Source organism: Pseudomonas sp. BR20 (genome assembly GCF_050780135.1).
In the GTDB taxonomy this organism is placed as follows: Bacteria; Pseudomonadota; Gammaproteobacteria; order Pseudomonadales; family Pseudomonadaceae; genus Aquipseudomonas.
Genome location: NZ_CP172012.1, coordinates 69,930 through 96,035, shown reverse-complemented (window position 1 = coordinate 96,035; position 26,106 = coordinate 69,930). Strand labels below are relative to the sequence as shown.

At 59.8% G+C, this 26,106-nt stretch carries 22 protein-coding genes; 11 read left to right on the top strand and 11 right to left on the bottom strand.

Annotation, left to right across the window (positions count from 1 at the left end; genetic code table 11):
* Window positions 1–7 precede the first annotated feature (7 nt).
* Window positions 8–499 (bottom strand): type II toxin-antitoxin system VapC family toxin, encoded by a 492-nt coding sequence (locus ACHPFG_RS00425; protein ID WP_339452545.1) that lies wholly within the window; start codon window positions 497–499, stop codon window positions 8–10.
* On the bottom strand, window positions 496–1,554 hold the full coding sequence (locus ACHPFG_RS00420; protein ID WP_431701312.1) for a helix-turn-helix domain-containing protein: 1,059 nt from the start codon (window positions 1,552–1,554) through the stop codon (window positions 496–498). Before ACHPFG_RS00420 ends, ACHPFG_RS00425 begins: the two co-directional genes overlap by 4 nt.
* Before the next feature lie 384 nt (window positions 1,555–1,938).
* Here ACHPFG_RS00420 and ACHPFG_RS00415 point away from each other — a divergent pair, with 384 nt between their 5' ends.
* From ACHPFG_RS00415 to ACHPFG_RS00385, 7 genes are all read left to right on the top strand, one after another.
* Window positions 1,939–2,925 (top strand): phosphate ABC transporter substrate-binding protein PstS, encoded by a 987-nt coding sequence (locus tag ACHPFG_RS00415; protein WP_017135798.1) that lies wholly within the window; start codon window positions 1,939–1,941, stop codon window positions 2,923–2,925.
* Between the two features lie 386 nt (window positions 2,926–3,311).
* Window positions 3,312–5,345: an ABC transporter permease subunit gene (locus tag ACHPFG_RS00410; protein ID WP_431703538.1), complete on the top strand. Its 2,034-nt coding sequence runs from the start codon at window positions 3,312–3,314 to the stop codon at window positions 5,343–5,345.
* Window positions 5,346–5,360: 15 nt separating this feature from the next.
* Window positions 5,361–7,031 carry a phosphate ABC transporter permease PstA gene (pstA, locus tag ACHPFG_RS00405; protein ID WP_131697683.1) on the top strand — a complete coding sequence of 557 codons (1,671 nt, stop codon included), beginning with the start codon at window positions 5,361–5,363 and terminating at the stop codon, window positions 7,029–7,031.
* A 105-nt stretch (window positions 7,032–7,136) separates the two neighbouring features.
* A complete protein-coding gene (gene pstB / locus ACHPFG_RS00400; protein WP_027608247.1) occupies window positions 7,137–7,970 on the top strand; it encodes a phosphate ABC transporter ATP-binding protein PstB in 834 nt (277 codons plus the stop codon).
* Window positions 7,971–8,040: 70 nt separating this feature from the next.
* The gene (gene phoU, locus ACHPFG_RS00395) at window positions 8,041–8,802 is read left to right on the top strand and encodes a phosphate signaling complex protein PhoU (RefSeq protein ID WP_032884456.1); all 762 of its coding nucleotides are present in this window, start codon (window positions 8,041–8,043) and stop codon (window positions 8,800–8,802) included.
* Window positions 8,803–8,970: 168 nt separating this feature from the next.
* Complete coding sequence (locus ACHPFG_RS00390; RefSeq protein ID WP_145337392.1) at window positions 8,971–9,879, top strand: response regulator; 909 nt, start codon at window positions 8,971–8,973, stop codon at window positions 9,877–9,879.
* A 239-nt stretch (window positions 9,880–10,118) separates the two neighbouring features.
* Window positions 10,119–10,790: a M23 family metallopeptidase gene (locus ACHPFG_RS00385; RefSeq protein WP_145337393.1), complete on the top strand. Its 672-nt coding sequence runs from the start codon at window positions 10,119–10,121 to the stop codon at window positions 10,788–10,790.
* Window positions 10,791–10,793: 3 nt separating this feature from the next.
* On the opposite strand, the gene ACHPFG_RS00380 is transcribed toward ACHPFG_RS00385, so the two are convergent.
* From ACHPFG_RS00380 to phoB, 3 genes are all read right to left on the bottom strand, one after another.
* The gene (locus ACHPFG_RS00380) at window positions 10,794–12,134 is read right to left on the bottom strand and encodes a hemolysin family protein (protein WP_131697680.1); all 1,341 of its coding nucleotides are present in this window, start codon (window positions 12,132–12,134) and stop codon (window positions 10,794–10,796) included.
* A 270-nt stretch (window positions 12,135–12,404) separates the two neighbouring features.
* Window positions 12,405–13,691, bottom strand: coding sequence for a phosphate regulon sensor histidine kinase PhoR (gene phoR / locus ACHPFG_RS00375; RefSeq protein ID WP_205885705.1), 1,287 nt, complete (start codon window positions 13,689–13,691; stop codon window positions 12,405–12,407).
* Window positions 13,692–13,767: 76 nt separating this feature from the next.
* Window positions 13,768–14,457: a phosphate regulon transcriptional regulator PhoB gene (gene phoB / locus ACHPFG_RS00370; protein ID WP_003176964.1), complete on the bottom strand. Its 690-nt coding sequence runs from the start codon at window positions 14,455–14,457 to the stop codon at window positions 13,768–13,770.
* 154 nt (window positions 14,458–14,611) lie between these two features.
* Here phoB and ACHPFG_RS00365 point away from each other — a divergent pair, with 154 nt between their 5' ends.
* Complete coding sequence (locus ACHPFG_RS00365; protein WP_145337394.1) at window positions 14,612–14,992, top strand: COG4315 family predicted lipoprotein; 381 nt, start codon at window positions 14,612–14,614, stop codon at window positions 14,990–14,992.
* Window positions 14,993–15,024: 32 nt separating this feature from the next.
* Here the strand turns inward: ACHPFG_RS00365 and ubiA are convergent, their stop codons facing one another.
* Together ubiA and ACHPFG_RS00355 are read right to left on the bottom strand one after the other, a co-directional pair.
* Window positions 15,025–15,915 (bottom strand): 4-hydroxybenzoate octaprenyltransferase, encoded by an 891-nt coding sequence (gene ubiA / locus ACHPFG_RS00360; RefSeq protein WP_431701311.1) that lies wholly within the window; start codon window positions 15,913–15,915, stop codon window positions 15,025–15,027.
* Window positions 15,915–16,478 carry a chorismate--pyruvate lyase family protein gene (locus ACHPFG_RS00355; protein ID WP_431701310.1) on the bottom strand — a complete coding sequence of 188 codons (564 nt, stop codon included), beginning with the start codon at window positions 16,476–16,478 and terminating at the stop codon, window positions 15,915–15,917. The genes ubiA and ACHPFG_RS00355 overlap by 1 nt, the downstream gene beginning before the upstream one ends.
* A 197-nt stretch (window positions 16,479–16,675) precedes the next feature.
* On the opposite strand from ACHPFG_RS00355, the gene ACHPFG_RS00350 reads away from it, so the two are divergent.
* The 3 genes from ACHPFG_RS00350 (at window position 16,676) to ACHPFG_RS00340 (ending at window position 18,495) form a co-directional block, all read left to right on the top strand.
* Complete coding sequence (locus ACHPFG_RS00350; RefSeq protein WP_003213373.1) at window positions 16,676–16,843, top strand: rubredoxin; 168 nt, start codon at window positions 16,676–16,678, stop codon at window positions 16,841–16,843.
* Window positions 16,844–16,879: 36 nt separating this feature from the next.
* Entirely contained in the window at window positions 16,880–18,028 is a 1,149-nt protein-coding gene (locus ACHPFG_RS00345; RefSeq protein ID WP_131697675.1) for an NAD(P)/FAD-dependent oxidoreductase, read from the top strand.
* 191 nt (window positions 18,029–18,219) lie between these two features.
* Entirely contained in the window at window positions 18,220–18,495 is a 276-nt protein-coding gene (locus tag ACHPFG_RS00340; protein WP_003213368.1) for an HU family DNA-binding protein, read from the top strand.
* Window positions 18,496–18,599: 104 nt separating this feature from the next.
* Here ACHPFG_RS00340 and ACHPFG_RS00335 read toward each other — a convergent pair whose 3' ends face one another.
* The 4 genes from ACHPFG_RS00335 to ACHPFG_RS00320 are packed head-to-tail and all read right to left on the bottom strand — an operon-like array spanning window position 18,600 to window position 26,089.
* On the bottom strand, window positions 18,600–19,187 hold the full coding sequence (locus tag ACHPFG_RS00335; protein WP_431701309.1) for a hypothetical protein: 588 nt from the start codon (window positions 19,185–19,187) through the stop codon (window positions 18,600–18,602).
* Between the two features lie 35 nt (window positions 19,188–19,222).
* Window positions 19,223–23,686, bottom strand: a complete 4,464-nt coding sequence (locus ACHPFG_RS00330; protein ID WP_431701308.1) for an RHS repeat-associated core domain-containing protein — start codon at window positions 23,684–23,686, stop codon at window positions 19,223–19,225.
* Between the two features lie 12 nt (window positions 23,687–23,698).
* Window positions 23,699–24,133: a DcrB-related protein gene (locus ACHPFG_RS00325; protein WP_065946491.1), complete on the bottom strand. Its 435-nt coding sequence runs from the start codon at window positions 24,131–24,133 to the stop codon at window positions 23,699–23,701.
* A gap of 15 nt (window positions 24,134–24,148) precedes the next feature.
* Window positions 24,149–26,089 carry a type VI secretion system Vgr family protein gene (locus tag ACHPFG_RS00320; RefSeq protein ID WP_431701307.1) on the bottom strand — a complete coding sequence of 647 codons (1,941 nt, stop codon included), beginning with the start codon at window positions 26,087–26,089 and terminating at the stop codon, window positions 24,149–24,151.
* Window positions 26,090–26,106 lie beyond the last annotated feature (17 nt).

Here is a 26,106-nt window from a genome sequence, read left to right as displayed (position 1 = left end):
TTGAGTTTCATATAACTTTCCAGCCAGAGATCCGTATTTGACATTCTGATGCTGGCAAGCGGGCGCCGCCTGCCAGCATCTGTTCGAGTGCCGTTGCTGCGCCAATAGCATTGAGGACTTGATGTTCGACCATGAGGTCGAGTAGCCAAAGTGCGCCGTGTACCTGCAGTCCATCTCGAATTGCCTGGCGACGTAGCTTCCCATCGCCAGTGAGTAAGGGTCTTCCGGTTGTTTGTGCCAGTAGGTAGCAAGAAACGTCGGCCAAGGAACTGTTGTTGTGTTCGACCTTAAGTCCTAAGAGTTTCTGCACGCCTCCCTCGTCAAATGATTCGACAACCAGCCCTTGGGCGAGCAGTTCTTCATGAGGGAAATCCTCAAGCTCATGCATGACGAAATCGGTGCAGCAGAGGGTAAATGGCAGCCTGAACATATGCTCCAGCAATCCAGCGTTCCTGAAATCAATCCAGATGTTGGTGTCGCTGATATAGATCAGGCTCATGCACTCTCCAGTGAGCCCAGAAAATTGGGGTCTAGAGCCCTCACAGGACGCCGCAGCAACTCGGCCGCTCGTGATTTGGTGATAAGGCCTTCCGCTAACCCCCAGAAAACGAGTGACTCAAAGCGCTGAGGTGGTTTGCAAGGTAACGGCTCAGGTTCTGCTTTGCGCCAGCCATTGCTACTGAATTGAATGGTCAGGGACTTGTAGCCGCTTTCCCCTAACAGTTTGAGGTCCTTCAATCGACGGAGCGCTGCATGCATTGAGAGCCCATATTGGCGCTTAGCAATCAGTAGTTCTCTAGGGTGGACACGGGAGCGTTGGTGGTTCCCAAAATCTCCGGTAACGCTTTTAGAGGGATAAAGGAACGCTCCTGCGAAGCGGTGACAGCAGTTTTCTTTATCGCGCTCGGGCATATCATCAGGCAATTTCATCACCCAGTGACCCAATTCATGAGCAGCGGTGAAGCGAATACGTTCACCTGCTCTCTGAGCATTTAAAGCGATCAACACATGTTCGCCGTCATGGGTGGTTGCGCAAGCGCCATCGAAATCGTCCGGCCCATCCAGCATCACCACTTTAATGCCGTGCTCTTCCAACTGTTCAGTCAGATGAGCAATAGGATGTTCACCTATATCCCAATACTTACGGAGCTCATCCGCCGCTCGTTCCGCTTCCTCTATGGAGGAGACCGGGAGCATTTGGGCTGGGGTTTCGGCAGTCTTGATATCTTGTGGATCGAAACACTCCTCCAGAGATATATAGCGTTCCAGATGCTCTCGAATCTGTTCCTCGACCTGGACCTGACGGTATTTAGGCATCTTCGCAAGCTTGCGGAACTCCAGCGGCGCGAGTGGCAGTGCCTGAGTACGAAAAAAATACTCGGGGCTCACCTCCAGTGCTTTTGCCAACTGCAGAAGGCGCTGAGAGTTTGGGGTACTCAACCCTTTTTCATATTTGCTCAGGCCTTGCTTGGTTATGTCGCCCAGACGCAGTGCCAGTGCTTCCAGCGACAGGCCACGCAATAACCTTGCGCGGCGAATTCGGTCATTGATCATGTGAGGTCTCCTTAGGTTGACAAGACTATTCTTTGGTTCTGTTTTGTCAACCTAAGGTGCGCCGTGAAGGGGTCAGGTTTTAACTGCAGTCCCGGCCGCTGAATTTGCAGCGGCGCGGGGAGGTTAATAAGGCGAGTTCCGAGCAACAACCCTAAATAGCTGTGGGAAATCTCCGATCAGCAATTGCAGAGAGGTTTCAAACCAGGGCCTCGTTACGTTCATCTCGCCGCTCCAGCCTGTATTGCCGACCGTTTTCTTCTTAACTGCGAATGCTCGCCCAATGCTGGCCTTTCATCCAATTGTCATATTTCAGACATAGAGTGTTCACACGGCCTCTCGATACTTGGCCCCGATCCAACTATCCCTATCTGCTAGGAGCAAGGCATGAAACTGAAACGTTTGATGGCGGCAATGACTTTTGTCGCTGCTGGCGTTGCGACCGCCAACGCGGTGGCCGCAGGTGTTGATCCGGCAATCCCGGCTTACGTCAAGACCACTGGTGTGTCGGGCAACTTGTCCAGCGTCGGTTCCGATACCCTGGCTAACCTGATGACCCTGTGGGCCGAGGGTTACAAAAAGGAATACCCGAACGTCAACATCCAGATTCAAGCTGCCGGCTCCGCCACCGCGCCACCTGCGCTGACTGAAGGCACCTCCAACCTGGGCCCGATGAGCCGCAAGATGAAGGACACCGAACTGGCTGCCTTCGAGCAGAAGTACGGCTACAAGCCAACCGCTATCCCGGTTGCCGTGGATGCCCTGGCTGTGTTCGTGCACAAGGACAACCCGATCCAGCACCTGACCATGGAACAAGTCGACGCGATCTTCTCCTCGACGCGTCTGTGCGGCGCCAAAGCCGACGTAAAAACCTGGGGCGACCTGGGTGTGACCGGCGACCTGGCCAACAAGCCAGTGCAACTGTTCGGTCGCAACTCGGTATCCGGCACCTACGGCTACTTCAAGGAAGAAGCCCTGTGCAAAGGCGACTACAAGCCTAACGTGAACGAACAACCCGGCTCGGCTTCGGTCGTGCAGTCGATCAGCTCCTCGCTGAACGGCATCGGTTACTCGGGCATCGGCTACAAGACCGCCAGCGTGAAGACCGTGGCCCTGGCCAAGAAAGGCAGCACTGACTTCATCGAAGACAGCGAAGAAAACGCCCTGAACGGCAAATACCCGCTGTCGCGTTTCCTATACGTTTACGTCAACAAAGCCCCGAACAAGCCTCTGGCCCCGCTGGAAGCCGAGTTCGTGAAACTGGTTCTGTCCAAACAGGGCCAGGAAGTTGTAGTGAAAGACGGCTACATCCCACTGCCAGCCAAAGTTGCCGCCAAGGCACTGGCTGACCTGGGCCTGAAAGAAGGCAACTGATTGCCTCTGCGGGAGCCGGTACGCCGGTTCTCGCATCACTAATTTTCAATCCGCTGCCAGCCCTGCTTCGCGGCGGATTTCCTGCGTCACTGCATTGTCATCTTTCTGTCATACAGGATCGCTAGGGTGTGCGCATGAATGATCTGGCCAATTCCACCATGACGACAACTTCTCCCCCCAAGCGCATTGATTTCAATACGCCTGAGCTGCAACGCAAGCGCCGCATCCGCGCGCTCAAGGACCGTCTGACCCGTTGGTACGTGCTGGTCGGCGGCCTCGCCGTTCTCGGTGCCATCACCCTGATTTTCTTTTTCCTCGCCTATGTGGTCGCGCCTTTGTTCCAAGGCGCCTCGCTGACCAAGGAAGACGCACTGACGCCCGCCTGGATGCAGGACGCCGGCAAGCCTTTGTTGATCTCCCTGGAAGAGCAGAACCAGGTCGCCATGCGGGTATCCGACAAGGGCCAGGCGCTGTTCTTTGATGTCACGACCGGTGCCGAACTCAAGCGTGTCGACCTGCCGCTTGCGCCGGGCGTGAGCGTTGCTTCCATTGGTGAAGATCAGCCGGGCAGCCCGCGGGTGATCCTCGGATTGTCCAATGGCCAGTCCCTGGTGTTCCGCCACACCTATAAGGTGTCGTACCCGGACGGCAAGAAAACCATTACGCCTGCGATTGAATACCCCTACGGTGAAACGCCGATCGTGCTCGACGATGCCGGTCGCCCGTTGGAACACGTCGCCCTCAATGCCACCGATACGTCGCTGGTGGTGGCAGGCTCGGCCGGTTCCCACTTGAACGTGCTGACCCTGAGCCGCGAAGAAAACATGATGACCGGTGAAGTCACCAGCGAGCAGAAGCGTGTCGAGCTGCCGCAAATGACGGAGCCGGTGAAGGCGATCTTCATTGATCCGCGCCAGCAGTGGTTGTATGTGATCAACGGCCGCGCCCTGGCGGATGTGTTCAGCCTGCGCGACAAGAGCCTCAACGGTCGCTACAAACTGCTCGAAGACGGCAACGCCGAAATCACCGCCAGCACCCAACTGGTGGGCGGTATCTCGCTGATCGTCGGTAACTCCAAAGGCGGCCTGGCCCAGTGGTTCATGGCCCGTGACCCGGATGGCGAGCAGCGTTTCAAGCAGATTCGCACCTTCCAGATGGGCACCGCGCCTATCGTGGAAATCACCGCCGAAGAGCGTCGCAAAGGCTTCACTGCCCTCGACGCTTCCGGCAAGTTCGGCGTGTTCCACAGCACCGCCCACCGCACCCTGCTGGTGGATCCGGTGGTCGACGGCCAGGGCGTGTTCGGCCTGTCGCCTCGCGCCAACCGCGTGATCGTCGAAGCCGGCGGCAAGCTGCAGCCGCTGCTGCTGGACAACCCGCACCCGGAAGTGTCCTGGAGTGCGTTGTGGAGCAAGGTCTGGTACGAAAACTACGACGAGCCTAAGTACGTCTGGCAATCGACCGCCGCCAATACCGACTTCGAACCCAAGATGAGCCTGGCGCCATTGACCTTCGGTACGCTGAAGGCGGCGTTCTACGCCATGCTGCTGGCGGCGCCCCTGGCCGTTGCCGCGGCGATCTACACCGCTTACTTCATGGCCCCGAGCCTGCGCCGCAAGGTCAAGCCGGTGATCGAATTGATGGAAGCGATGCCGACGGTGATCCTCGGCTTCTTCGCCGGCCTGTTCCTGGCGCCGTATGTCGAAGGGCATCTGCCGGGGATCTTCAGCCTGCTGATGCTGTTGCCGATTGGCATCCTGGTGGCCGGGTTTGTCTTCAGCCGCCTGCCTGAATCCATCCGCCTGCGGGTTCCCGACGGTTGGGAAAGCGCGATCCTGATCCCGGTGATCCTGTTCGTGGGCTGGCTCTCGCTGTACATGAGCCCGTACCTGGAAACCTGGTTCTTCGGCGGCGACATGCGCATGTGGATCTCCCACGACCTGGGCATCACCTACGACCAGCGCAACGCCCTGGTGGTCGGCCTGGCCATGGGCTTTGCGGTGATCCCGAACATCTACTCCATCGCCGAAGACGCCGTGTTCAGCGTACCGCGCGGCCTGACCCTGGGCTCCCTGGCCCTGGGCGCCACGCCGTGGCAGACCATGACCCGCGTGGTGATCCTGACCGCCAGCCCAGGCATCTTCTCGGCGCTGATGATCGGCATGGGCCGCGCCGTGGGCGAGACCATGATCGTGCTGATGGCCACCGGTAACACGCCGGTGATGGAGATGAACCTGTTCGAAGGCCTGCGCACCCTGGCGGCCAACGTCGCGGTGGAAATGCCCGAGTCGGAAGTCGGCGGCAGTCATTACCGCGTGCTGTTCCTCTCGGCGCTGGTGCTGCTGCTGTTCACGTTCATCATGAACACCCTCGCCGAGCTGATTCGTCAGCGTCTGCGCAAGAAATACTCGTCGCTTTAAGAAAGGTAGAAGTCTGTGAAACAGAACTCCCTGAATGGATGGTTCAAGAGCGGCGCTCCCGGCGTCTGGATCAGCGGTGGCGCGGTGTCCATCGCGGTCATCATGACCATTGGTTTGCTGGCGGTGATTGCCGTGCGTGGTTTGGGCCACTTCTGGCCGGCTGACCTGATCCAGGCCAACTACAACGTGCCGGGCCAGGAAAACCATATCGTCATCGGCGAAGTGGTGCAGAAAGAAGAAGTGCCGCGCGAGCGCCTGAAAAGCGCTGGCCTGCCGGTGCCCGATGCGGGCCCGGAATTCATGACCCGTGAGCTGATCAAGGTCGGCAACCGTGACCTGAACGGCAATGACTTCACCTGGATCGTCGGCGAGTGGTTGAAGGACCAGACCACGCCGAAAAACCTGATGACCATCGAGCGTCGTGAGTGGGGCAACTTCTACGGCACCCTGGTCAACGTCAAGCAGGATGGCAAGGTCATCGCCGAAGGCGAGGCCGCGTGGCCGGAGCTGCAAGCCCGCGTGGACCGCGTTAACAAGTTGGCGGCCCAGCTCAAGACCCTGGAGAAATCCGACATCGGCGCGATCAACGCCGGCCTCGAACGCATTCGCCTGCACGGCCGCAAGCTTGAGCTGGAAGGCAAGCTCGACGCCGCCGCCCAGGCCGACATGGATGCCGACCGCGCCGAGCTCAACGCCCGCTACCAGGACATCGAAGCACGCCTGGCCGACCTGCACGCCCAGTTCAACCGCGACGCTTTGACCGCTCGCGATGGCAACGGCAAGGAAATTGAAATCGGCATCGGCAAAGTGGTACACGCCTATCAGCCGAACGCCATGGGTACCGTGACCAAGATCGGTTTCTACTTCAGCAAAGTGTGGGAATTCCTCAGCGATGATCCGCGGGAAGCCAACACCGAAGGCGGTATCTTCCCGGCCATCTTCGGCACCGTGATGATGACCCTGATCATGGCGATGATCGTGACCCCGTTCGGCGTGCTGGCGGCGGTATACCTGCGTGAATACGCCAAGCAGAACACCCTGACGCGGATTATCCGCATCGCCGTGAACAACCTGGCGGGTGTACCGGCCATCGTCTACGGCGTGTTCGGCCTGGGTTTCTTCGTGTATGTATTGGGTGGCTCGGTCGACCGTCTGTTCTTCGCCGAAGCGCTGCCGGCACCGACCTTCGGTACACCGGGCCTGCTCTGGGCCTCGCTGACCCTGGCGCTGCTGGCGGTACCGGTGGTGATCGTGGCCACCGAAGAAGGCCTGGCGCGGATTCCGCGTACGGTGCGTGAAGGCTCCCTGGCGCTGGGCGCGACCAAGGCGGAAACGCTGTGGAAGATCGTGCTGCCGATGGCCAGCCCGGCGATGATGACTGGCATGATCCTCGCCGTGGCCCGCGCCGCCGGTGAAGTGGCGCCGCTGATGCTGGTCGGCGTGGTGAAACTGGCCCCGTCGCTGCCGCTGGACGGCAACTACCCGTACCTGCACCTGGACCAGAAGATCATGCACCTGGGCTTCCATATCTATGACGTCGGCTTCCAGAGCCCTAACGTCGAGGCCGCACGGCCGCTGGTGTACGCCACCGCCTTGCTGCTGGTGCTGGTGATCGCCACGCTCAACCTGTCGGCGGTGTGGATTCGTAACCACCTGCGCGAAAAGTACAAGGCGCTGGACAGCTAACACGATCCAATGTGGGAGGGGGCAAGCCCCCTCCTACCTACACAGAACTTGAGTAGATCGCTCCGGCGGTTCAACGAAACGAATAGGTAGCACAGGGAGCATCCCATGCAACACGACACCCATTCCCACGGCATCAACATGTCTGCCCTGGGTCGCGACAAACAGAGCCTGAGCTTGGCCCAGGAAACCGTGGCCATCGAAGTACCGGGCCTGAGCCTGTACTACGGTGACAAGCAGGCGCTGTTCGACGTCAGCATGAACATCCCCAAGCAGCGCGTGACCGCCTTCATCGGCCCGTCCGGCTGCGGCAAGTCCACGTTGCTGCGTACCTTCAACCGCATGAACGACCTGGTCGACGGTTGCCGCGTGGACGGGGCCATCAACCTCTACGGCACCAATATCTACCGCAAGGGCGAAGACGTGGCCGAGCTGCGTCGCCGCGTGGGCATGGTGTTCCAGAAGCCCAACCCGTTCCCCAAGACCATCTACGAAAACGTGGTCTACGGCCTGCGCATCCAGGGCATCAACAAGAAGCGCATCCTCGACGAAGCGGTTGAGTGGGCCCTTAAAGGCGCGGCGCTGTGGGACGAGGTCAAGGACCGCCTGCACGAGTCGGCACTCGGCCTGTCCGGCGGCCAGCAGCAACGCCTGGTGATCGCGCGCACCATCGCCGTGGAGCCGGAAGTGCTGCTGCTCGACGAACCGTGCTCGGCACTCGACCCGATCTCGACGCTGAAAGTCGAAGAACTGATCTACGAGCTCAAGTCCAAGTTCACCATCGTTATCGTGACCCACAACATGCAACAGGCGGCGCGGGTTTCCGACTACACCGCGTTCATGTACATGGGCAAGCTGGTGGAGTTCGGCGATACCGACACCCTGTTCACCAATCCGGCGAAGAAGCAGACCGAAGACTACATCACCGGTCGCTACGGCTAGGAAGCTGTGGTTCTGATTGCACTGACGCTGCGGTTCTCCGCACCTTACCGGACGCTCCAAGGACGCCAACATGATTAGCAAAGAAGGCCTTACCCACCACATCTCCGCGCAGTTCAACGCCGAGCTCGAGGAAGTGCGCAGCCACCTCCTGGCGATGGGCGGGCTGGTGGAGAAGCAAGTCAACGACGCCGTGACCGCGCTGATCGAGGCTGACTCGGGCCTGGCCCAGCAAGTGCGCGAGATCGACGACCAGATCAACCAGATGGAACGCAACATCGACGAAGAATGCCTGCGCATTCTCGCCCGTCGCCAGCCGGCGGCATCCGACCTGCGCTTGATCATCAGCATCTCCAAGTCGGTGATCGACCTCGAGCGGATCGGCGACGAAGCCACCAAGATCGCCCGCCGTGCCATCCAGCTGTGCGAAGAGGGTGAAGCGCCGCGCGGTTATGTCGAAGTGCGTCACATCGGCGACCAGGTGCGCAACATGGTGCGTGATGCCCTTGATGCCTTTGCGCGCTTTGACGCCGACCTGGCGTTGTCGGTGGCGCAGTACGACAAGGTCATCGACCGTGAATACAAGACCGCCCTGCGTGAGCTGGCCACCTACATGATGGAAGACCCGCGCTCTATCTCGCGGGTCTTGAGCATCATCTGGGTGCTGCGTTCCCTGGAGCGGATCGGTGATCACGCGCGCAATATCTCCGAACTGGTGATCTACCTAGTGCGCGGTACCGACGTACGGCACATGGGCCTCAAGCGCATGAAGGCCGAAGTTGAAGGTTCAGCCGATCAAATCCCTAATGTTCCGGGCGAATCTGACGATAAGTAAGGTTGCCCGAGAAATTAACGCCCGGCCTTTGGTCGGGCGTTTTTGTTTGCGGCCCCCGATTTTTTTGCGAGTCGGGTAAAAGAAAGTCCGAACGTGACTACAGAGTTTTGGCAAAATGCCATCAGTCAGGCGTTTTGCGTGCCGAAGTTTTTATAGGATGAAGGGTCGATGAGTAAAGTCAGTGTATTGGTGGTGGATGACGCCTCGTTTATCCGCGACCTGGTGAAGAAGTGCCTGCGCAACTACTTCCCCGGGATCAAGCTTGAAGATGCGGTAAACGGCAAGAAGGCCCAGACCATCCTGATGCGCGAGAGCTTCGACCTGGTGCTGTGCGACTGGGAAATGCCGGAGATGTCCGGCCTGGAGCTGTTGACCTGGTGCCGTGAGCAACCGCACCTGAAGTCCATGCCGTTTGTGATGGTGACCAGCCGTGGTGACAAAGAGAACGTGGTCCAGGCGATCCAGGCCGGGGTTTCCGGCTACGTCAGCAAACCGTTTACCAACGAGCAACTGCTGAACAAGGTCAAACAGGCCCTGCACAAGGTTGGTCGCCTCGATGCCCTGGTCGCCAGCGCGCCCACCAAGATGAACTCGGCCTTCGGCAATGATTCCCTGAGCGCCCTGACCGGTGGCAAGCCAGAAGCCGTACGTGCTGCCCCCGTCGCGGCTGCCGCGTCTGCGCCAAGCAAAGGCCTGCTTAACAGCCCGCCGGTCCAAGCGCCAGGCGCTGCACCCACTGGCGGCCGTGGCCAGGGCCAGTTGCGCCTGTCCAGCGGCACCCAGCAATGTGTGATCAAAGCGCTGAGCATCAAGGAAGCGCTGCTGGTGGTGCGTCGCGGTGAAGTCCTGCCTCAGGTACTGGAAAGCGCCGTGCTCGACCTGGAACAGGGCGACAACGCTGAAGTGGCCCGTCTCAACGGTTACCTGCACGCCATCGTCGCCTTCGAGCCCAAGCCCGATAGCGATTGGCTGCAACTGACCTTCCGCTTTATCGACCAGGATGCGCAGAAGCTCGACTACATCTCCCGCCTGATTGCGCGCGGTACGGCGCAGAAGCATTTTGTGCCGGGTGCCTGACCTTGTGGTGAGGGAGGTCCCACGCTGTCGCGCAGCAAACTGGGACCTCTGTGGCGAGCGGGCTTGTCCCGCGTTGGGGGGCGAAGCGCCCTGACGAAGACGAATGCGGTGTATCAGGCACTCCTCTGTGCCTGGTTTCGGGGCTGCTGCGCAGGCCAGCGCGGGGCGAGCCCGCTCACTACAAGATTGTCATCAACCGTTGTTAGCTTGCTGTTCATTCACTCCGGCAGGTTCGCGCCATGGTTCTTCGCCTCTTGCTGTCCTGCACGTTGGCTGCGGTCGCCACTTCGACCCAGGCCATGACCCTCTACAAATCCACCGATGCCAACGGCATGGTGTTCTTCAGCGACCGGCAAACCCCCGGTGCCCAGGCGTTCGTGATTCAAGAACGCAGGGTCGAGCGGGTACAACGGCCGGCACTCGACAGACCCAAACCTGGCTATCCACAACAAGCCTACCGCTACCCCTTGCCCTGGCGTGGCGGTCCGTTCCGCCTGACCCAAGGCCCCAACGGCAGCTTCAGCCACACCGACGCCAAAAGCCGCTACGCCATGGACATTGCCATGCCCGAAGGCACGCCGATCATTGCGGCGCGCAGCGGTGTGGTGGTGAAAATCGAGAATAGCCAGATCGGACGCGGCAACGATGCGTCAGGCAATTTCGTGCGCGTGCAGCATGATGACGGCACCCAGGGCGTGTACCTGCATCTCAAGCAAGGTTCGGTCAGCGTCAGGGCGGGGCAGCGCGTAGCAGTGGGCAGCGCGCTGGGGTTGTCGGGCAATACCGGCAACAGCAGCGGGCCGCACCTGCACTTCGTGGTGCAGCAGAGTAGCGAGGCCGGGCTGGTGTCGATCCCTTACGAATTCAACCAGCCGGTGGGGACATTGCCCAATTTTGCATTGGGCAATTGAGGGTCAATCCAGCAGCAGGACCTTGGCCAGCACGATCTTCGGCCCTTTCATCTTCTTGATGATGATCCGCAAGCCTTCAACCTCCAGTACTTCTTCCTCTTCCGGCACCCGTTTGAGCGTGTCGTAGACCAGCCCTGCGAGGGTTTCGGCCTCAATGTGATCCAGGTCGACACCCAGCAGGCGTTCCACCTTGAACAGCGGCGTGTCGCCCCGTACCAGCAGTTTGCCGGGCTGGTAGGCGAGGATGCCGCGCTCGGCCTTGCGGTGTTCGTCCTGAATATCGCCTACCAGCACTTCCAGCACGTCTTCCATGGTCAGGTAGCCGATGATCTTGCCGTCGGCTTCTTCCACCAGGGCAAAGTGCGCGCCGCCTTTGCGGAACTGCTCCAGCAACTGCGACAACGGCATGTGCCGCGACACACGTTCCAGCGGGCGGGTCAGTTCGGCCAGGTTGAACGATTCGGGGATGTGGTCCAGGGCCGCCAGTTCCAGCAGCAGGTCCTTGATGTGCAACAGGCCGACAAACTCGTTGCGCACCGCGTCATATACCGGATAACGGCTGAACTTATGGCGGCGGAACAGCGCGAGGATTTCCTTGAGCGGGGCGTTGAAGTCCAGGGTGACCAGGTCTTCACGGGAGTTGGCCCAGTCCACCACTTCCAGCTCGCCCATTTCCACGGCCGAGGCCAGTACGCGCATGCCTTGGTCGCTCGGGTCCTGGCCACGGCTGGAGTGCAGGATCAACTTGAGCTCTTCGCGGCTGTAATGGTGCTCGTGGTGCGGGCCGGGCTCGCCTTGGCCGGCAATGCGCAGGATCGCATTGGCGCTGGCGTTGAGCAGGTAGATCGCCGGGTACATGGCCCAGTAGAACAGGTACAGCGGCACCGCCGTCCACAGCGATAGCAATTCGGGCTTGCGAATGGCCCAGGACTTGGGCGCCAGTTCACCGACCACGATGTGCAGATAGGAAATCACGAAGAACGCGGCAAAGAACGACACGCCCTTGATCACTTCCGGCGATTCGACGCCTGCGGCGCCCAGCAGCGGCTCCAGGATATGCGCAAAGGCCGGCTCACCGACCCAGCCCAGACCCAGGGAGGCCAGGGTGATACCCAGCTGGCAGGCCGACAGGTAAGCATCGAGCTGGCTGTGCACGGTACGCAGGATCTGCCCGCGCCAGCCGTTGGTGTGGGCGATGGCCTCGACCCGGGTCGAGCGCAGCTTGACCATGGCAAATTCCGCCGCAACGAAAAAACCGTTGAGCAGTACCAGGATCAGAGCAAAAAGAATCATGCCGAAATCGGCGAAGAGTGTGGCGAGAGTGATACCTGGGGAAGGGTCCATGATTGGGTTTTGCAGGTTCCGTGTGTTCAATAAGGGGGGACAGAAGGGCCTGGAAGGCAGGCGCAAGTCGGCCAATGTAGCGGCTGACGGGACGCTTGCCTAGTGGTTGCCGCCGGGTGGGGTGTGGAATGCCTTATTCGAAACAGCACAAAACCAAATGTGGGAGGGGGCTTGCTCCCGATAGCAGTGTGTCAGTCAGCATATCTGATACTGATGCACCGCCATCGGGAGCAAGCCCCCTCCCACATTTGGTTTTGTGCTGTGTTTGAGTTATTCATCATTTCCGACGAGCCGCGAACGGGTCATCTGCGCTGGCGGAAAATGGCAGGTGAACGTACTGCCATGCCCCAGCACACTGCTGATTTCCAAGCGTGCACGGTGGCGCAGCAGCACATGCTTGACGATGGCCAGGCCCAGCCCGGTGCCGCCGGTGTTGGAGTTGCGGCTGGAGTCGACGCGGTAGAAGCGCTCGGTCAGGCGCGGCAGATGCTTGGCGTCGATGCCGATGCCGGAGTCCTGCACGCTCAGGTGTGCGCCTTGTTCGTCGGCCCACCAGCGGATGCGGATAGTGCCCTTGTCCGGGGTGTACTTCACCGCGTTGAACACCAGGTTGGAGAACGCGCTGCGCAATTCGCCTTCGCTGCCTTTGAGCAGCACTCGCGGGTCGGCATCCAGGCTGATCTGCTGCCCGCGCTCGCCCGACAGGGCCTGGGCGTCATTCTTGATGGTCTGCAATAGGCTTTGTACGGCCACCGGATGGTTGTCCGACGGATAATCCGTGGCTTCAAGCTTGGCCAGCAACAGCAAGTCGTTGAGCAGGGTCTGCATGCGTGAACCCTGCTGCTGCATTTGCTGCAGGGCACGGCTCCAGCGCGGGTTGATCTCATCGACGTTGTCCAGCAGCGTCTCCAGGTAGCCGCAGATCACCGTCAATGGCGTACGCAATTCGTGGGAAACGTTGGCGACGAAGTCTTTACGCATCTGTTCCAGTTGATGGATGCGGGTTACGTCGCGCACCAGCATCAGGTGTTCGTTGTTGCCGTAGCGCGTCAGGTACAGCTGGATACGCACGCGGTCGTTGGTCGGCGAGGGGATTTCCAGCGCTTCCTCGTAGTTTTCCTGCTCGAAGTACTCTTTGAAGCGTGGGTGACGCACCAGGTTGGTCACTGGCTGGCCGCTGTCCTGGGGGGTCTTGAGGCCCAGCAGGGTCTCGGCGGCGCGGTTCCACCATTCCAGGTTGCCATCGCTGTCGAGCATGATCACCGCGTCCTTGAGCGCGGCGGTGGACTCCTGCACGCGGTCGATCACGGCTTGCAGGCGCCCGCGTACGCGTTGGTCGCGGCGTTGCAGGTGGTAGATGCTGTCGAACACCTCACCCCACAGGCCGTAGCCGTCAGGTGGCGCTTCGTCGGGTTTGTGCTGGCGCAGCCATTCATGCAGGCGCAGCAATTGCTTGAGGGTCCAGCCCAGGTACAGGGCTATACCAATGGCCAGGCTCCAGCCGTAATAGCCGCTGACCAGGCCTACCAACAGGCAGGCGGTGATCAACAGGAGCATGTGGCGGATCAGGGTGCCATGCCAGTTTTGGTTCACTTAAACATGCGTCCTTGTCAGCTGTTAAGGAAGGGCTGGCTCAGCCTTTGGTTGAAAACCGGTAGCCGGTGCCGCGCACGGTTTGTACCAGATTCTCGTAAGCGTCACCCAAGGCTTTGCGCAGACGACGGATATGCACGTCGACGGTGCGCTCCTCCACATACACGTTGCCGCCCCACACCTGGTCCAGCAACTGGCCACGGGTATAGGCACGCTCCTGATGGGTCATGAAAAATTGCAGCAGGCGGTATTCGGTGGGGCCCATCTCGGCCGGCTTGCCGTCGATGGTCACGCGGTGGCTGATCGGGTCCAGCAGCAGGCCGCCGACTTCAATAGGCGCTTCGCCATCGGTCGGGCCGGCACGGCGCAATACGGCCTTCAGGCGCGCTACCAGCTCCCGTGGGGAAAACGGCTTGGTGATGTAGTCATCGGCGCCGACTTCCAGGCCTTGGATCTTGTTGTCCTCTTCGCCCTTGGCGGTGAGCATGATGATCGGGATATCCCCGGTCAGCTCATCGCGCTTGAGGCGGCGGGCCAGTTCGATGCCGGAGGTGCCGGGCAGCATCCAGTCCAGCAGGATCAGGTCCGGCTTGCGGTCGACGATAATGGCATGGGCCTGCTGGGAGTTCTCCGCCTCCAGGCAGTCATAGCCGGCCATTTCCAACGCAACGGCGATCATCTCGCGGATGGGCGCTTCGTCGTCAACAATCAGAATGCTCCTGCCAACCATGCCTAAAATCCTCTTGTCATTTAACTGTCTTGCGCCGCATTAGATAACGGAAATATTGCAGTCGTGTGACAGTAATTTAGTCGCTCGGGCAATTAGCGGCACTCTGGACTACGCTTTGGGTCCGAATCCTGACAACCACAAAAGGAAGGTTCCGATGAATCACAGTACTTTTTCCTGGAAGGCCCTTCTGGTCACGGCGGCGTTGACGCTGCCGACACTGGCATTTGCCGCAGACCCGGCGATGACGAAAGACGGGATGTTGGTGGATCATAAGGGTATGACGCTCTACACCTTCGCCAAGGACGCCGATGGCAAGTCCATGTGTAACGACAAGTGCGCCACCAACTGGCCGCCGTTGATGGCCGAGTCCACCGACAAACCCATGGGCAAGTGGACCGTTATCACCCGTGACGATCAAAAGGGCCAATGGGCCTACAACGGCAAGCCTCTCTATACCTTTGTGATGGACAAAAAGGCCGGTGACATGACCGGCGACGGCAAAATGGACGGGGCCTGGAAAGTCGCCAAGCCCTGATTCAGCCCGCTAGCGGTGAGGGGCCTGGCCCCTCATCGAAACCCGTAATCCGCCACAATCCCGACAAAAATCGCCAACCCGGCCCAGTGGTTGTGCAAAAACGCCTTGAAGCACTTCATCCGGTCCCTGTCGCGGGTGTACCAGAACTCCCAGGCAAAGCAGCTTGCCGCCGCCAGCAGCCCCAGGTGGAACCAACCCCCCAGCTCAAACCGTGCGCCGGCCAGCAGCAGGCACAGCAGCGCCAGGCCTTGCAGGGTCAGGATGATCACCCGGTCGGCATCGCCGAACAGAATCGCAGTGGATTTGACGCCGATCTTCAAGTCGTCGTCGCGGTCGGTCATTGCGTAATAGGTGTCGTAGCCCACCGTCCACAGCAGGTTGGCTATATACAGCAGCCAGGCGGTGGCGGGCAGGTGGCCGGTTTCGGCGGTGAACGCCATCGGCATGCCCCAGGAAAACGCCGCGCCCAACACCACCTGCGGGTAATAGGTGTAGCGCTTCATGAACGGGTAGCTGACCGCCAGTGCCAGGCCGCCCAGCGATAACCAAATGGTTGTGGCGTTGGTCAGCAGTACCAGCAGGAAGCTGATCAGCATCAGTACCGCAAAGAACACCAGGGCCTCTTTTGAACTGATCTTGCCGCTTGCAAGCGGGCGTTGCGCGGTGCGCTTCACATGGCCGTCGACCTTGCGGTCCGCCCAGTCATTGATGACGCAACCGGCAGCGCGAGTCAGCGTCACGCCCAGCACGAAAATCACGATGTTGGCCAGGGACGGCGAACCCTTGCCGGCGATCCACAGCGCCCACAGCGTTGGCCACAGCAGCAGGTAGATGCCGATGGGCTTGTCCATGCGGGTCAACTGAATGAAATCCCAGGCCCTGGGGTTCAGGCGGTTCAAGGATTTGAGCAGACGTTGATACATCAGCAGTTCTCCGGATGGTCATGCAGCGCGTGCCAGAAACTCGGCAGGAAGACTTCCGCCACCAGCACGCTCAGCGCCCCACGATCAAAGCGTGAGCGGCGTGCCCACAGCCCGTCGGACTGGTCCGTGGTCGGCAGCCACTGGCGAGGGTAATGGCACACCTCGATGGCCTGGCGGGTGAACGCGCGGTCGCAAAACAGCAATTCGCCCAGGGAACGGCTGCCCAATTCGTCCATCTGCAAGCCGTCGCCCTGCAACGCACTGCGCGCCGCCACACTGCGGGCAAACACCCACGGTTGGCCATGCCCGCGCAAATACACCTCGCGCACCCAACCGATGCTGGCCGGGGGCATATGCAGCGCCGCGCATTCATCATCGCGCAGCGGCAGCCAGCCTTCGAACAGAGGGGTCACGCTGAAGCCATCGTTGGACAGCCACGTCAGCCGGCGGGTCAGCGAGCCTTCGTCGAACAGCCAGTTCAGGGTCAAGGGCGCGGGCGCAGGGCTCAGGAGGCTCTGGGTCAACCATTGGCAAGCATCGGGAAGGGCGATTGAGTGCGGCACGGTGCGTCATTATTGGCAGCAAAAGAGGCGGCGAGCTTACCATGGCGTCCTGATCTTTTGCCGGGCTGCGCCGGCGCCTTGCGTCGATCGTGCTTGCATCTGCCGGCCCCGATCAGTACAAAACGCCCTGAGCCGTGCGGCAATGCTGGATCCATCGACCGCCGGCCAACCAGCCTGGACCCTGAGGAAGCAAGTAAATGAAGAAGTGGCAATGTGTAGTCTGCGGCCTGATCTATGACGAAAAAGACGGCTGGCCGGATGATGGTATCGCTCCGGGCACCCTGTGGCAGGACGTACCGGAAGACTGGCTGTGCCCGGACTGCGGCGTCGGCAAAATGGATTTCGAAATGATCGAAATCGGCTAATTTTCAGTTTCAGAACCGTACTACAAGGAGAAAGGAATGAACGCACCTGTCGTGATCATCGGCACAGGGCTGGCCGGCTACAACGTGGCCCGGGAGTTTCGCAAGCTCGACAGCGAGACCCCATTGCTGCTGATCACTGCGGATGACGGGCGCTCCTACTCCAAACCCATGCTTTCCACCGGCTTTGGCAAGAATAAGGAAGCCGATGGCCTGAGCATGGCGGAACCCGGCGCCATGGCTGAGCAACTCAAGGCCGAAGTGCGCACCCACACCCGCGTCAGCGGCATCGATCCCGGTCACAAACGCCTGTGGATCGGTGAAGAAGCGGTGGTCTATCGTGATCTGGTCCTGGCCTGGGGCGCAGAAACCGTGCGCGTACCAGTCGAAGGCGACGCCGCTGAGCTGGTTTTCCCGATCAATGACCTCGAAGATTACGCCCGCTTTCGCGCCGCCGCTGCCGGCAAGCGCCGCGTGCTGCTGCTCGGCGCCGGCCTGATCGGCTGTGAGTTCGCCAACGACCTGATCCTCGGCGGCTATGAGATCGACCTGGTGGCGCCGTGCGAGCAAGTCATGCCGACCCTGCTGCACCCGGCGGCGGCCGCAGCGGTACAGGCCGGTCTGGAAGGGCTGGGGGCGCGTTTCCACCTGGGCCCGGTGCTCAACCGCCTGCAGCGTACCGCTGACGGCCTGGAAGCGCACCTGTCCGACGGTGAGGTAGTCCACTGCGACCTGGTGGTCTCGGCCATCGGCCTGCGCCCGCGTGTCGACCTGGCCGCCGCTGCCGGCCTGCAGACCAACCGCGGGATCATGGTGGACCGCCACCTCAAGACCTCCCACGCTAATATCTACGCCCTGGGCGACTGCGCCGAAGTTGACGGCCTGAACCTGCTGTACGTGATGCCGTTGATGAGCTGCGCCCGCGCCTTGGCCCAGACCCTGGCCGGTAACGCCACCGCTGTCAGCTACGGCCCGATGCCGGTCACCGTGAAAACCCCGGTCTGCCCGCTGGTGGTCTCGCCGCCGCCACGGGGCACAGAAGGTGTATGGAGCGTCGAAGGCCAGGGCGCCGACATCAAGGCCCTATGCCGCGACGCCAGCGGCCGCCTGCTGGGGTATGCGCTGACCGGCAGCGCCGTGATGGAAAAACTCGCCCTCAACAAAGAACTTCCGCCGTTGCTGGCGTAAATACCTGTCGTTCTGTCGGAATAAGCACATTTTTTACCCTAGAAAGGGCGCCGCGAGACTGGCGCGGCGTACGAGGGCATGCCATCCTCACTCCCGTCTGCCGCAGAGTAGAGCCTGCGGCGCCTTGGCCGCTGTTCCGTTAGAGAGCAGCACGGACATAACAACAAAAAACCGTCAAAGAGGCTTCACATATGCGTAAACCAGAACTCGCAGCCGCCATCGCTGAAAAAGCGGATCTCACCAAAGAACAGGCCAACCGCGTCCTCAACGCCGTTCTCGAAGAAATCACCGGCGCCCTGCACCGCAAGGACAGCGTCACCCTGGTTGGTTTCGGCACCTTCCTGCAACGCCACCGTGGCGCCCGCACCGGCAAAAACCCGCAAACCGGTGAGCCTGTGAAAATCAAGGCCAGTAATACCGTTGCGTTCAAGCCGGGCAAGTCGCTCAAAGACAGCGTCAATCCGTAATGGCAGTACCGTCTCGAAGGGAGGCGGGGCGGTAAGAAGAGTGGGCACGCCGACTGGGTCGGGTGCCCTTTTTTAATGCTTCAAACCACCTAAACACTGCTTGTCTATCTCAACGGCAAAGGCAGTCGTCGGGTTAAAGGCCTGAGGCTTTCACGATCGTTCCAGAGCCCCGGAAAGATTTCATATTTCAAATCATCCCGGTTAACACCGGTATCGAAGTAGCGACACAGTCTGTCGCTGAGGTCCTCATCTCCCCACATGTTGGTCAACTCATACTTTTCGATAATGTCGCGACTGTCCGAAAGTTGCAGATCTTCCTTTAGTGCAGGTACCAGGCTGTAATCAGCATCGCAGCCGATGCCGAGGTCAACAAGATCAGCATCTCGAAACGGAAAGCCGCCCTCAAAGCTGACGTGGGGCCTGAGCCAATAACGCTCATGATCCGAAAGGCTAAACGGCGTGACGGAAATTAGTTTTTCCGCTGCCAATCTCTGGGTCACCACCTTGCCGACAAAACCACTGAACAGGATCATACTGTTGTCCAGCGCAAGATCGGTCCAGACGCCGTCCACGCTTCTCACATCGTAGAAGCGCATGACGGAGTTCTTGATCATCTGGCCTACGGTGTATAAGTCATCTCGCAATTTGAGGCTGACTAGATCGCCTTCCTTCCAGAGGATGCGCTTGGCCATGGGCCCACTCCATTTTCAATAGTCATTGATGATATTCACGAGCAGCGGCCTGCTCTCGCACCTCTGCTTTTGCCGGCGACTTTGACAGGGGCTTTGCCCTTGGTTTTATTCGCGGCTTTTATGCGTTTATCCAGTGCTTTGCCTGAGTCTGTCTGAGACAAATGTTTATCCGCCGCAGCCAGGTATTCTTTCCTTCGGCCATTTCCTTTGCCGACCGGGTTTTGTGCGTTGGCGGTTCCATCTTTTCCTCCCAAGCCTTCATACACTCGTTGTTCCAGCCCTCGTGTGGTGTCCTTGCCATCCTGGCCGTAGGCGGTATGCAGGACTTGAGGTGCTTGGCCGCCAAAACGATCGAAATTTGACCCGTAGCGATAGTTCAACACGTCTGAACCTACCTGTTTGCCTTGCATGCTGGCATAACCGACATAAGGTTTGCCGGTCGCTTTGTCGACGCCCAGGTAGGTGATATGAGTCGCTGTGGTTGGACTGCCTGCCAGCCCCCACGCATCACACCAGCCCAGCGGATTAGGCCCGTACTGATAGAGGTTCAAGCCACCGGCGAGTCCTATGGGGTCCGGCGTGATAAACCGACCTATATCGGGGTCGTAAAACCTGAACGTGTTGTAGTGCAAACCGGTTTCCCGGTCCAAGTATTGCCCCTGAAACCTCAAGTTCTGTTCTTCGATGTAAGAAGACTCTCTGGTTTCCTCGGCGGTATTACCCCAAGCGTAATAACTGGCCTGCCATACGCGGTGCCCATCGTGGTCCGTCAATTCGTGCGGCAGTCCGTTAGGATCGTTGTGGTAGTACCTGATTCTTTGCAGTGGGCCCAGGCCATCAACACGTGCCAGTGCTTCATAGCTCCCGTCTTCATAAAGATAAAGGCTGGTCTGGTTATTACGGTGCTCTTGTATCAGTTGCAACCCGTCCCAGACAAAACGAGTGGTACCAAGCGTATTACCGTTGCTGTTTTGTTCGGTTTTTGTAATCCGACGACCTAAAGGGTCGTAGGTCATTGTGATGACAGTTTCATTGGCGGTGTGCTGATTTCGTATTTCGACCACTCTGCTTTCAGCGTCGTACTTGAATAGTTGAACGGCGCGACGAGCACTACGTTTTTCAACCAGCCGACCGAAACTGTCATACCGGTAACGCTTGTCTTGGTAGGTCATTAATTTGTTATGTACCACCAGGCCTACACCCGGCAGGGGACCATCTAGAAGGTTGGCCGCTGCGTCATAAGCAAAGCTTTCCTGCGTCCCATGTATTGGATTCTGGCTGGCAATGATGCGATCAGTGGCGTCGTAGTGAAACAACTGTTGGTGTGCAATTCCTGCTTTTTGTTCGTGGCGGGCGATCAGGTTGTCGCTGGGATCAAAGTCGAAGTATGTCGAGCTCATTCCCGTCAGTGGTCGCGGCAGGGTACTTGGATTCCGTACACGAGCGCGCAACCGCCCGCCTCGATCATATTCAGTGCGGGTGCTGATCTGACCTTGTGTGCGAAGTACTTCACGATGCAGGCGGTCGCGCTCGAAGTCACTGATGACTTGGCCATCGAGGTTGATCTGGTGCAAATGACCACTGCCGTAGTACAGACGGTTGATCCAGCGACCATCGGGTAATTGGGTCTGGGTCAGATTGCCCAATTCGTCATAGCGATGTTTCAAACTGCCGGCCGAGCTTTGCTCTTCGAGGGGCTGGCCGAGGGCGTCATAGCGATAACTTAATTTTTGTTCGTTGCCCTGGGCGTCCTTGAACGTGATTGCGATCAATTGATCCAGGAGATCGTATAAATAATCCGTGCGGCCATCGTCGGTGATTTTGACAACCAGGCGCCCGGCAGCGTCACGCTCCAAATAGTGAACAATAGGCTGTTCAGGGATACCTGAAGCGTTGCTGTTGTGAGTTGGTAAAGCAGTGACGCTGGTGATGCTGTTCAATGCATCGTAGTCATAGTGATGGGCGCTGCCATCTAGGTCGCGCTGCTCGACCAGGCGATCATTGGCATTCCACGTGAAACGATAACATTCGCCATTCTCATTGGTCAGTGCTTGCAGCCGTGCGTAGCTGTCATAGCTGAATTGCACTTTGCGGCCGTGCGCATCCGTGCGCTGGCGAATGCGCCCGCGGGGGTTGTACTGATAATGAGTCGAGTGGCCTGACGGGTCGGTATGGACCGTCAATTGTCCGCAGGCGTTGCGTTGAAAATACTCGATACGACCATCTGGCAACTGCTGGCTGAGCATCCTGCCCATCGTGTCGTATGTGAAGGTTGTTCGTTCCCCTAGCGGGTCGGTAATGACCTGCAAATAACCGCGCTCGTCATAACTGAACCGCGTCGGGTAACCCGAGCAATCAATATGCTCAACCAACTGCCCGAACGGGTTCCAGCGCAGCTTCTTGCTTTTGCCGGTGGCGTCGATGATCTCCACGACCTGGCCGTGATCGTCATAGCGGTAGCGGGTGACGTAGCCCAGCGGATCGGTTTCGGCGATGCAGTTGCCGCGCTGATCGTAGCGATACGCCCAGCTATTGTCGGCGGCGTCGGTCTCCACCAGCGGCAATGCCCAATGCTCAAGCCACAAGGTCGAATCGCTGCGGCCCAGCGGGTCGGTCTCGCCGATCAGGTTACCGGCTTCATCGTAGCTGTATTCAAAGCGACCACCCTGCGGATCGGTGGCACTGAGCAATTGGCGTTCGTCGTTCCACTCGAACAGCCAGGTTTGCCCGAGGTTATCGCAGTAGCGAACGATCTGGTGCTGGGTGTTCCAGTGGCGGGTACTGACGCGTTGCAAGCCGTCGGTAATGCGCGTGATACCGGCCTGCAAGTCATAGTCGAACTGGTAGGCGTCGCCTTCGTCGGTCCAGTGCCGGACCACGCGCCATTCCGCGTTTTCAACCAAGGCCCACTCGTAAAAACAGCGCAACCCGGTCGGCAACTGGTGTTCCACCATACGCCGGCCGGCATCGTAGCTGAAGCGTCGCTGCACCTGGCCAGTGGCATCGCGGACCTCAGCCAGGTTGCCGATAGCGTCGTAGCCGTAGCTGACCAGTACTTCGCGGCGCAGATCGGGGTACAGCCGTTCGAGCCGCACCACGTGGCCTTGATCGCGGATCAACTCCACTTGCACCAGGTCGAACGTATCGCGCAGCCGAATCAGTCGCCCGGCTTCGTCATAATCGACATGGATACGGTTGTCGTTGCGGTCGCCGAGCTGGCTGAGGCGCAGCAACGCCGGGTTGGCGGAAGGCTCAAATAAGCGATACAGACCATCATCGCTTTCGATCAGCAACTGCCCGTTGAGGTGTCGGCGCACGGCCAGCCCTTCACCGGCGCTGAACACCGCGCCGCCCAGGGGAATACTGCCCATGTCGATAGGCCGGCCCTGTTCATCGGTGTAGACCAGCATTTCGCCCCCCTCGGGATGGGGACGAATTTCGACGCACACCTCATACGGCACGCTCCAACCCGCACCGAACAAACCGCCTGTGCGTTCGTCACGGCTGTTGTAGAACCGCTGCCAATCAATCGGCAGGATGCCGGGCAGGACGAAATCCAACTCATCATCGCCGCCCAACACCTTGGCGCCGGTGGCCGCATGCACCGGGTTCAACGAGCCCATGGCCGCATTGGCCATCGCCCCCATCGCACTGCTCACGGCCATCGAGGTTGCGCCGCCGATCAACATGCACGGTAGCTTGCTGAAGAACTTGCCCTTACCGCCCTTGAGCATCAACAACGCCGTTACCGCCAGCCCGACGCCCGGTGTCTTGCCGCTGCGAATCTCACGCACCACCACCGACCCGCCGCCGATGGTCACGTTCGATGAAATCAATCCGGACGACACCACGGTCGCATCGCACGTACTGCGATCACCACTGCGCACCGCTGGCTGGCCGTTGATCGTGACCTTGTCCGAGCCCTCGGCCAGAAACTGCGGCGGCATCGGCGGGTGCTTCATGCACGTGACCAGATCCAGCGGCTTGGGTTCGGCGCCAGGCACAGGCGTGGCTACCGTAGGGCGCCACATCTGCGAGAAGAAACTCTCGGCCATGTCCAGGTAGCTGGCTTCCGGCTCAGGCTCGGGTTCTTCCAGCTCGGTGCCGGCTGGCGCGACGTGGGAGCTGATCGCCCCGGCGGCACGGGCGGCGGGGATGTTGTTGGTGAGGGTGTCGGTGGAGCCTGTGAGAATGTTCGCCTGCACCGTGGGCGGGAACAGCGCATTGCTGAAACTATCGCATAAATTCGTCAGACCTTTGTCCGCGCCGGTCTTGCTCATGGCCAGGCCGACAATCGTGCCCACCACGGCGCCCAGCAGGAAGCAACCGAGCCCGCCGGTGGCCACGGTAATCCCGGTGGCGGCAACCACCGCCGCAGTCGCCACGGCGGTGATAGCGATATTGGCCGCTACCTCCAGCACACCGCCAAGGATGTCGGCCATCATCGAGGTGTGGGAGAGCGCATCGCCCATCCGGGCTGCCCATAACGCGTCAGACATGCAGGCAACTCATCAGGAAATAGCGTCAAACGACAGCGAGTTTTTGATCAAGGCCCAATGCGCCGCCTCGGCATCCCCCAGCGTATCCGCCTTCACATAACTCAACGCGAGCATCTTGCGTGTGCCCGGTATCACCAAGGCCAGCTGATACTGGAACACCTTGTCATTGCCCTTGTTGAACTGGCTGCGCAGCTCGATGCCTTCCACCTCTTGCGCGGCGCCCAAGCGCACATCGACACCGGGTTGGTAGCGCAAGTCCTGCACCTGTTTTTCCAGGCGCTGGAGTTGGTCGTTGAAGTTGCTGTGCAAGGTTTCGCCGTCGGCCAGCAGGCTGCGGCTGACGATCAGGGATGTGCCCAGCTCAGGGAATTTGAGGATATTGATCGTCGCGTCCTGCAGCTCGCTCGCCGGCAGTTGGAACTGGAATTCGTTGATTCGGTACGTCATGGCAAACGGGTCTCGTCAGGAGCTTTTCGGCGCGGGGAACGCGGCTTTGATATTGGCGTCGATGCTGGCTTTCTGGCCCTGTCCATCGGGCGTGGCTCCAGGGCCGCCGCCGTTATTGAGGTGCAGCACGCCCTTGGTATTGAACTCGGCATCGCCGCTGGCATAGAAGCTGATGTTCACGCCGGTGAGGTTGATCTGCCCGCTGGCATTCAACTCCAGGATGCTTTCGCCGCAGACCAGGCGCAGGTTTTCGCCCACTTCGATGACGTAGCTCTGGCTGATGCTGTCGGTCTTTCTCTGGCCCACCGAGAGGATGTCTTCCTGCTTGACGATGCGCAGGCGGTTGTTGCCGATGGTCACCGTCTCGTTATGGCCGATACTTTTATTGCGGTCGTGCCCGACGGAATGACTTTCGTCTACCTCGACAACAATGTCCTGGTTACGCTCGGCATGGATATACAACTGCTCCAACCCCTTCTTGTCCTCCATGCGGATTTCATTGAAGTTGGCCGGCGTGCCGCCCTTGCTCGAACGGCTCTTCATGCCGCTCTGGGTCGCATTTTCCGGCAGGTCGTACGGCACCGTCTGCTCGGCGTTGTACACCCGCCCGGTAATGATCGGGCGGTCCGGATCACCTTCAAGAAAGCTGACAATCACTTCCTGGCCGATCCGTGGAATCTGCATCGAGCCCCAGTTCTTGCCGGCCCAGGACTGCGACACGCGGATCCAGCACGAGCTGTTTTCGTTGGATTGGTCGTGACGGTCCCAGTAGAAGTGCACCTTCACGCGGCCGTACTGGTCGGTCCAGATTTCCTCGCCTTTGGGACCGACCACCAGCGCGGTTTGCGGGCCTTTGACGATGGGCCGGTGGGTGGTGGCGAGCGGGCGGAAGCTCTGCTGGGCGTCAATGCAGGTCAGGCTGCTTTCGAACTGCGCCGAGCCTGAGCCACCACCGCTTTCCAGGCTTTCCTGAACGATGTAGTAGCGGCAGCCGACGATCAGGTATTCGCGGTTCTGGTCCTGGCGGCTGAAGCCGGTGAGGCTGAACAGGTGGCCGGAGCCGAGGCCGCGGGCGTTGCCGCTGAACTCGATCTGCTCATGCAGGGTTTGCAGGGCTTCGATGCGGGTGCGCGCGTAGTGTTCGCCGTCGGCGCTTTGCACGTAGGTGCCGGGGTAGTCGTACAGCGGGTAGTCGCCGGCGGTGTGCGGGCGCGGCATGGCCGAACGCACATCGATGCTGGCGCTGGGGCGCTGGAAGTCGTAGTCGTTAAGCTCCAGCGAACCCGGCTGAACCTCCTGCGCCAGGTGCCAGTTGTGCATGTGGTCGCGTTCGCGCTGCTGCTCGTCCTTGGGGTAATACGGGATCGACGCATAGCCCGGCACCGTGGTGTGGGCGCCATAGGCGTCGGCCAGTACCAGCACATGGCGGTCCTGCTCATGGCGAAAGAAGTAGTAGATACCTTCCTGCTCCATCAAGCGGCTGACGAAATCGAAGCTGGTCTCGCGGTACTGCACGCAGTATTCCCACTCGCGATACGGCCGGCTCAGGGCGTCTTCGAAGTCGGAAAAGCCCAGGTCGCGGAACACCTGCTTGATGATCTGCGGGATGCTCAGGTTCTGGAAAATCCGACAGTCGGATGTACGGCTCAGCAGCCACAGCCATGGGCGCAGCGTCACCTGGTAGCTGGCGAACTGGCCCTGGTCGATGTTCTGGCTGCACCGCGCAACGATGCCGTGGAAATGCCGCTCACCGCCGTCCGCCAGTTGCAGACCGACACTCATGGGCTTGCCCAGCAACTGGTTGAGGTCGATGTTGGCGTCCAGGGACGTCAGTTGCAGCTCATAGTTGAACAGGCGGCCCAGCTCTTCGCCGCCGCCCATTTCATTGAGCAGCAGCACATCCGGCCCGAGGGGGCTGGTGATCTTGGCCAGGCGTGAGGCTTGGTTGAATAACATCGAAGTACCCTAATAAC

Excerpts from the sequence above, each read along its gene's own strand:
- ACHPFG_RS00330 (WP_431701308.1), bottom strand. The coding sequence starts at position 23,686 with ATGTCTGACGCGTTATGGGCAGCCCGGATGGGCGATGCGCTCTCCCAC.
- ACHPFG_RS00385 (WP_145337393.1), top strand. The coding sequence starts at position 10,119 with ATGGTTCTTCGCCTCTTGCTGTCCTGCACGTTGGCTGCGGTCGCCACT.
- ACHPFG_RS00415 (WP_017135798.1), top strand. The coding sequence starts at position 1,939 with ATGAAACTGAAACGTTTGATGGCGGCAATGACTTTTGTCGCTGCTGGC.
- ACHPFG_RS00335 (WP_431701309.1), bottom strand. The coding sequence starts at position 19,187 with ATGGCCAAGCGCATCCTCTGGAAGGAAGGCGATCTAGTCAGCCTCAAA.
- ACHPFG_RS00365 (WP_145337394.1), top strand. The coding sequence starts at position 14,612 with ATGAATCACAGTACTTTTTCCTGGAAGGCCCTTCTGGTCACGGCGGCG.
- phoR (WP_205885705.1), bottom strand. The coding sequence starts at position 13,691 with ATGCTCCTGTTGATCACCGCCTGCCTGTTGGTAGGCCTGGTCAGCGGC.
- ACHPFG_RS00325 (WP_065946491.1), bottom strand. The coding sequence starts at position 24,133 with ATGACGTACCGAATCAACGAATTCCAGTTCCAACTGCCGGCGAGCGAG.
- phoB (WP_003176964.1), bottom strand. The coding sequence starts at position 14,457 with ATGGTTGGCAGGAGCATTCTGATTGTTGACGACGAAGCGCCCATCCGC.
- ACHPFG_RS00425 (WP_339452545.1), bottom strand. The coding sequence starts at position 499 with ATGAGCCTGATCTATATCAGCGACACCAACATCTGGATTGATTTCAGG.
- pstB (WP_027608247.1), top strand. The coding sequence starts at position 7,137 with ATGCAACACGACACCCATTCCCACGGCATCAACATGTCTGCCCTGGGT.
- ubiA (WP_431701311.1), bottom strand. The coding sequence starts at position 15,915 with ATGTATCAACGTCTGCTCAAATCCTTGAACCGCCTGAACCCCAGGGCC.
- phoU (WP_032884456.1), top strand. The coding sequence starts at position 8,041 with ATGATTAGCAAAGAAGGCCTTACCCACCACATCTCCGCGCAGTTCAAC.
- ACHPFG_RS00350 (WP_003213373.1), top strand. The coding sequence starts at position 16,676 with ATGAAGAAGTGGCAATGTGTAGTCTGCGGCCTGATCTATGACGAAAAA.
- ACHPFG_RS00340 (WP_003213368.1), top strand. The coding sequence starts at position 18,220 with ATGCGTAAACCAGAACTCGCAGCCGCCATCGCTGAAAAAGCGGATCTC.
- ACHPFG_RS00320 (WP_431701307.1), bottom strand. The coding sequence starts at position 26,089 with ATGTTATTCAACCAAGCCTCACGCCTGGCCAAGATCACCAGCCCCCTC.
- ACHPFG_RS00410 (WP_431703538.1), top strand. The coding sequence starts at position 3,312 with ATGCAGGACGCCGGCAAGCCTTTGTTGATCTCCCTGGAAGAGCAGAAC.
- ACHPFG_RS00420 (WP_431701312.1), bottom strand. The coding sequence starts at position 1,554 with ATGATCAATGACCGAATTCGCCGCGCAAGGTTATTGCGTGGCCTGTCG.
- ACHPFG_RS00345 (WP_131697675.1), top strand. The coding sequence starts at position 16,880 with ATGAACGCACCTGTCGTGATCATCGGCACAGGGCTGGCCGGCTACAAC.
- ACHPFG_RS00380 (WP_131697680.1), bottom strand. The coding sequence starts at position 12,134 with ATGGACCCTTCCCCAGGTATCACTCTCGCCACACTCTTCGCCGATTTC.
- ACHPFG_RS00390 (WP_145337392.1), top strand. The coding sequence starts at position 8,971 with ATGAGTAAAGTCAGTGTATTGGTGGTGGATGACGCCTCGTTTATCCGC.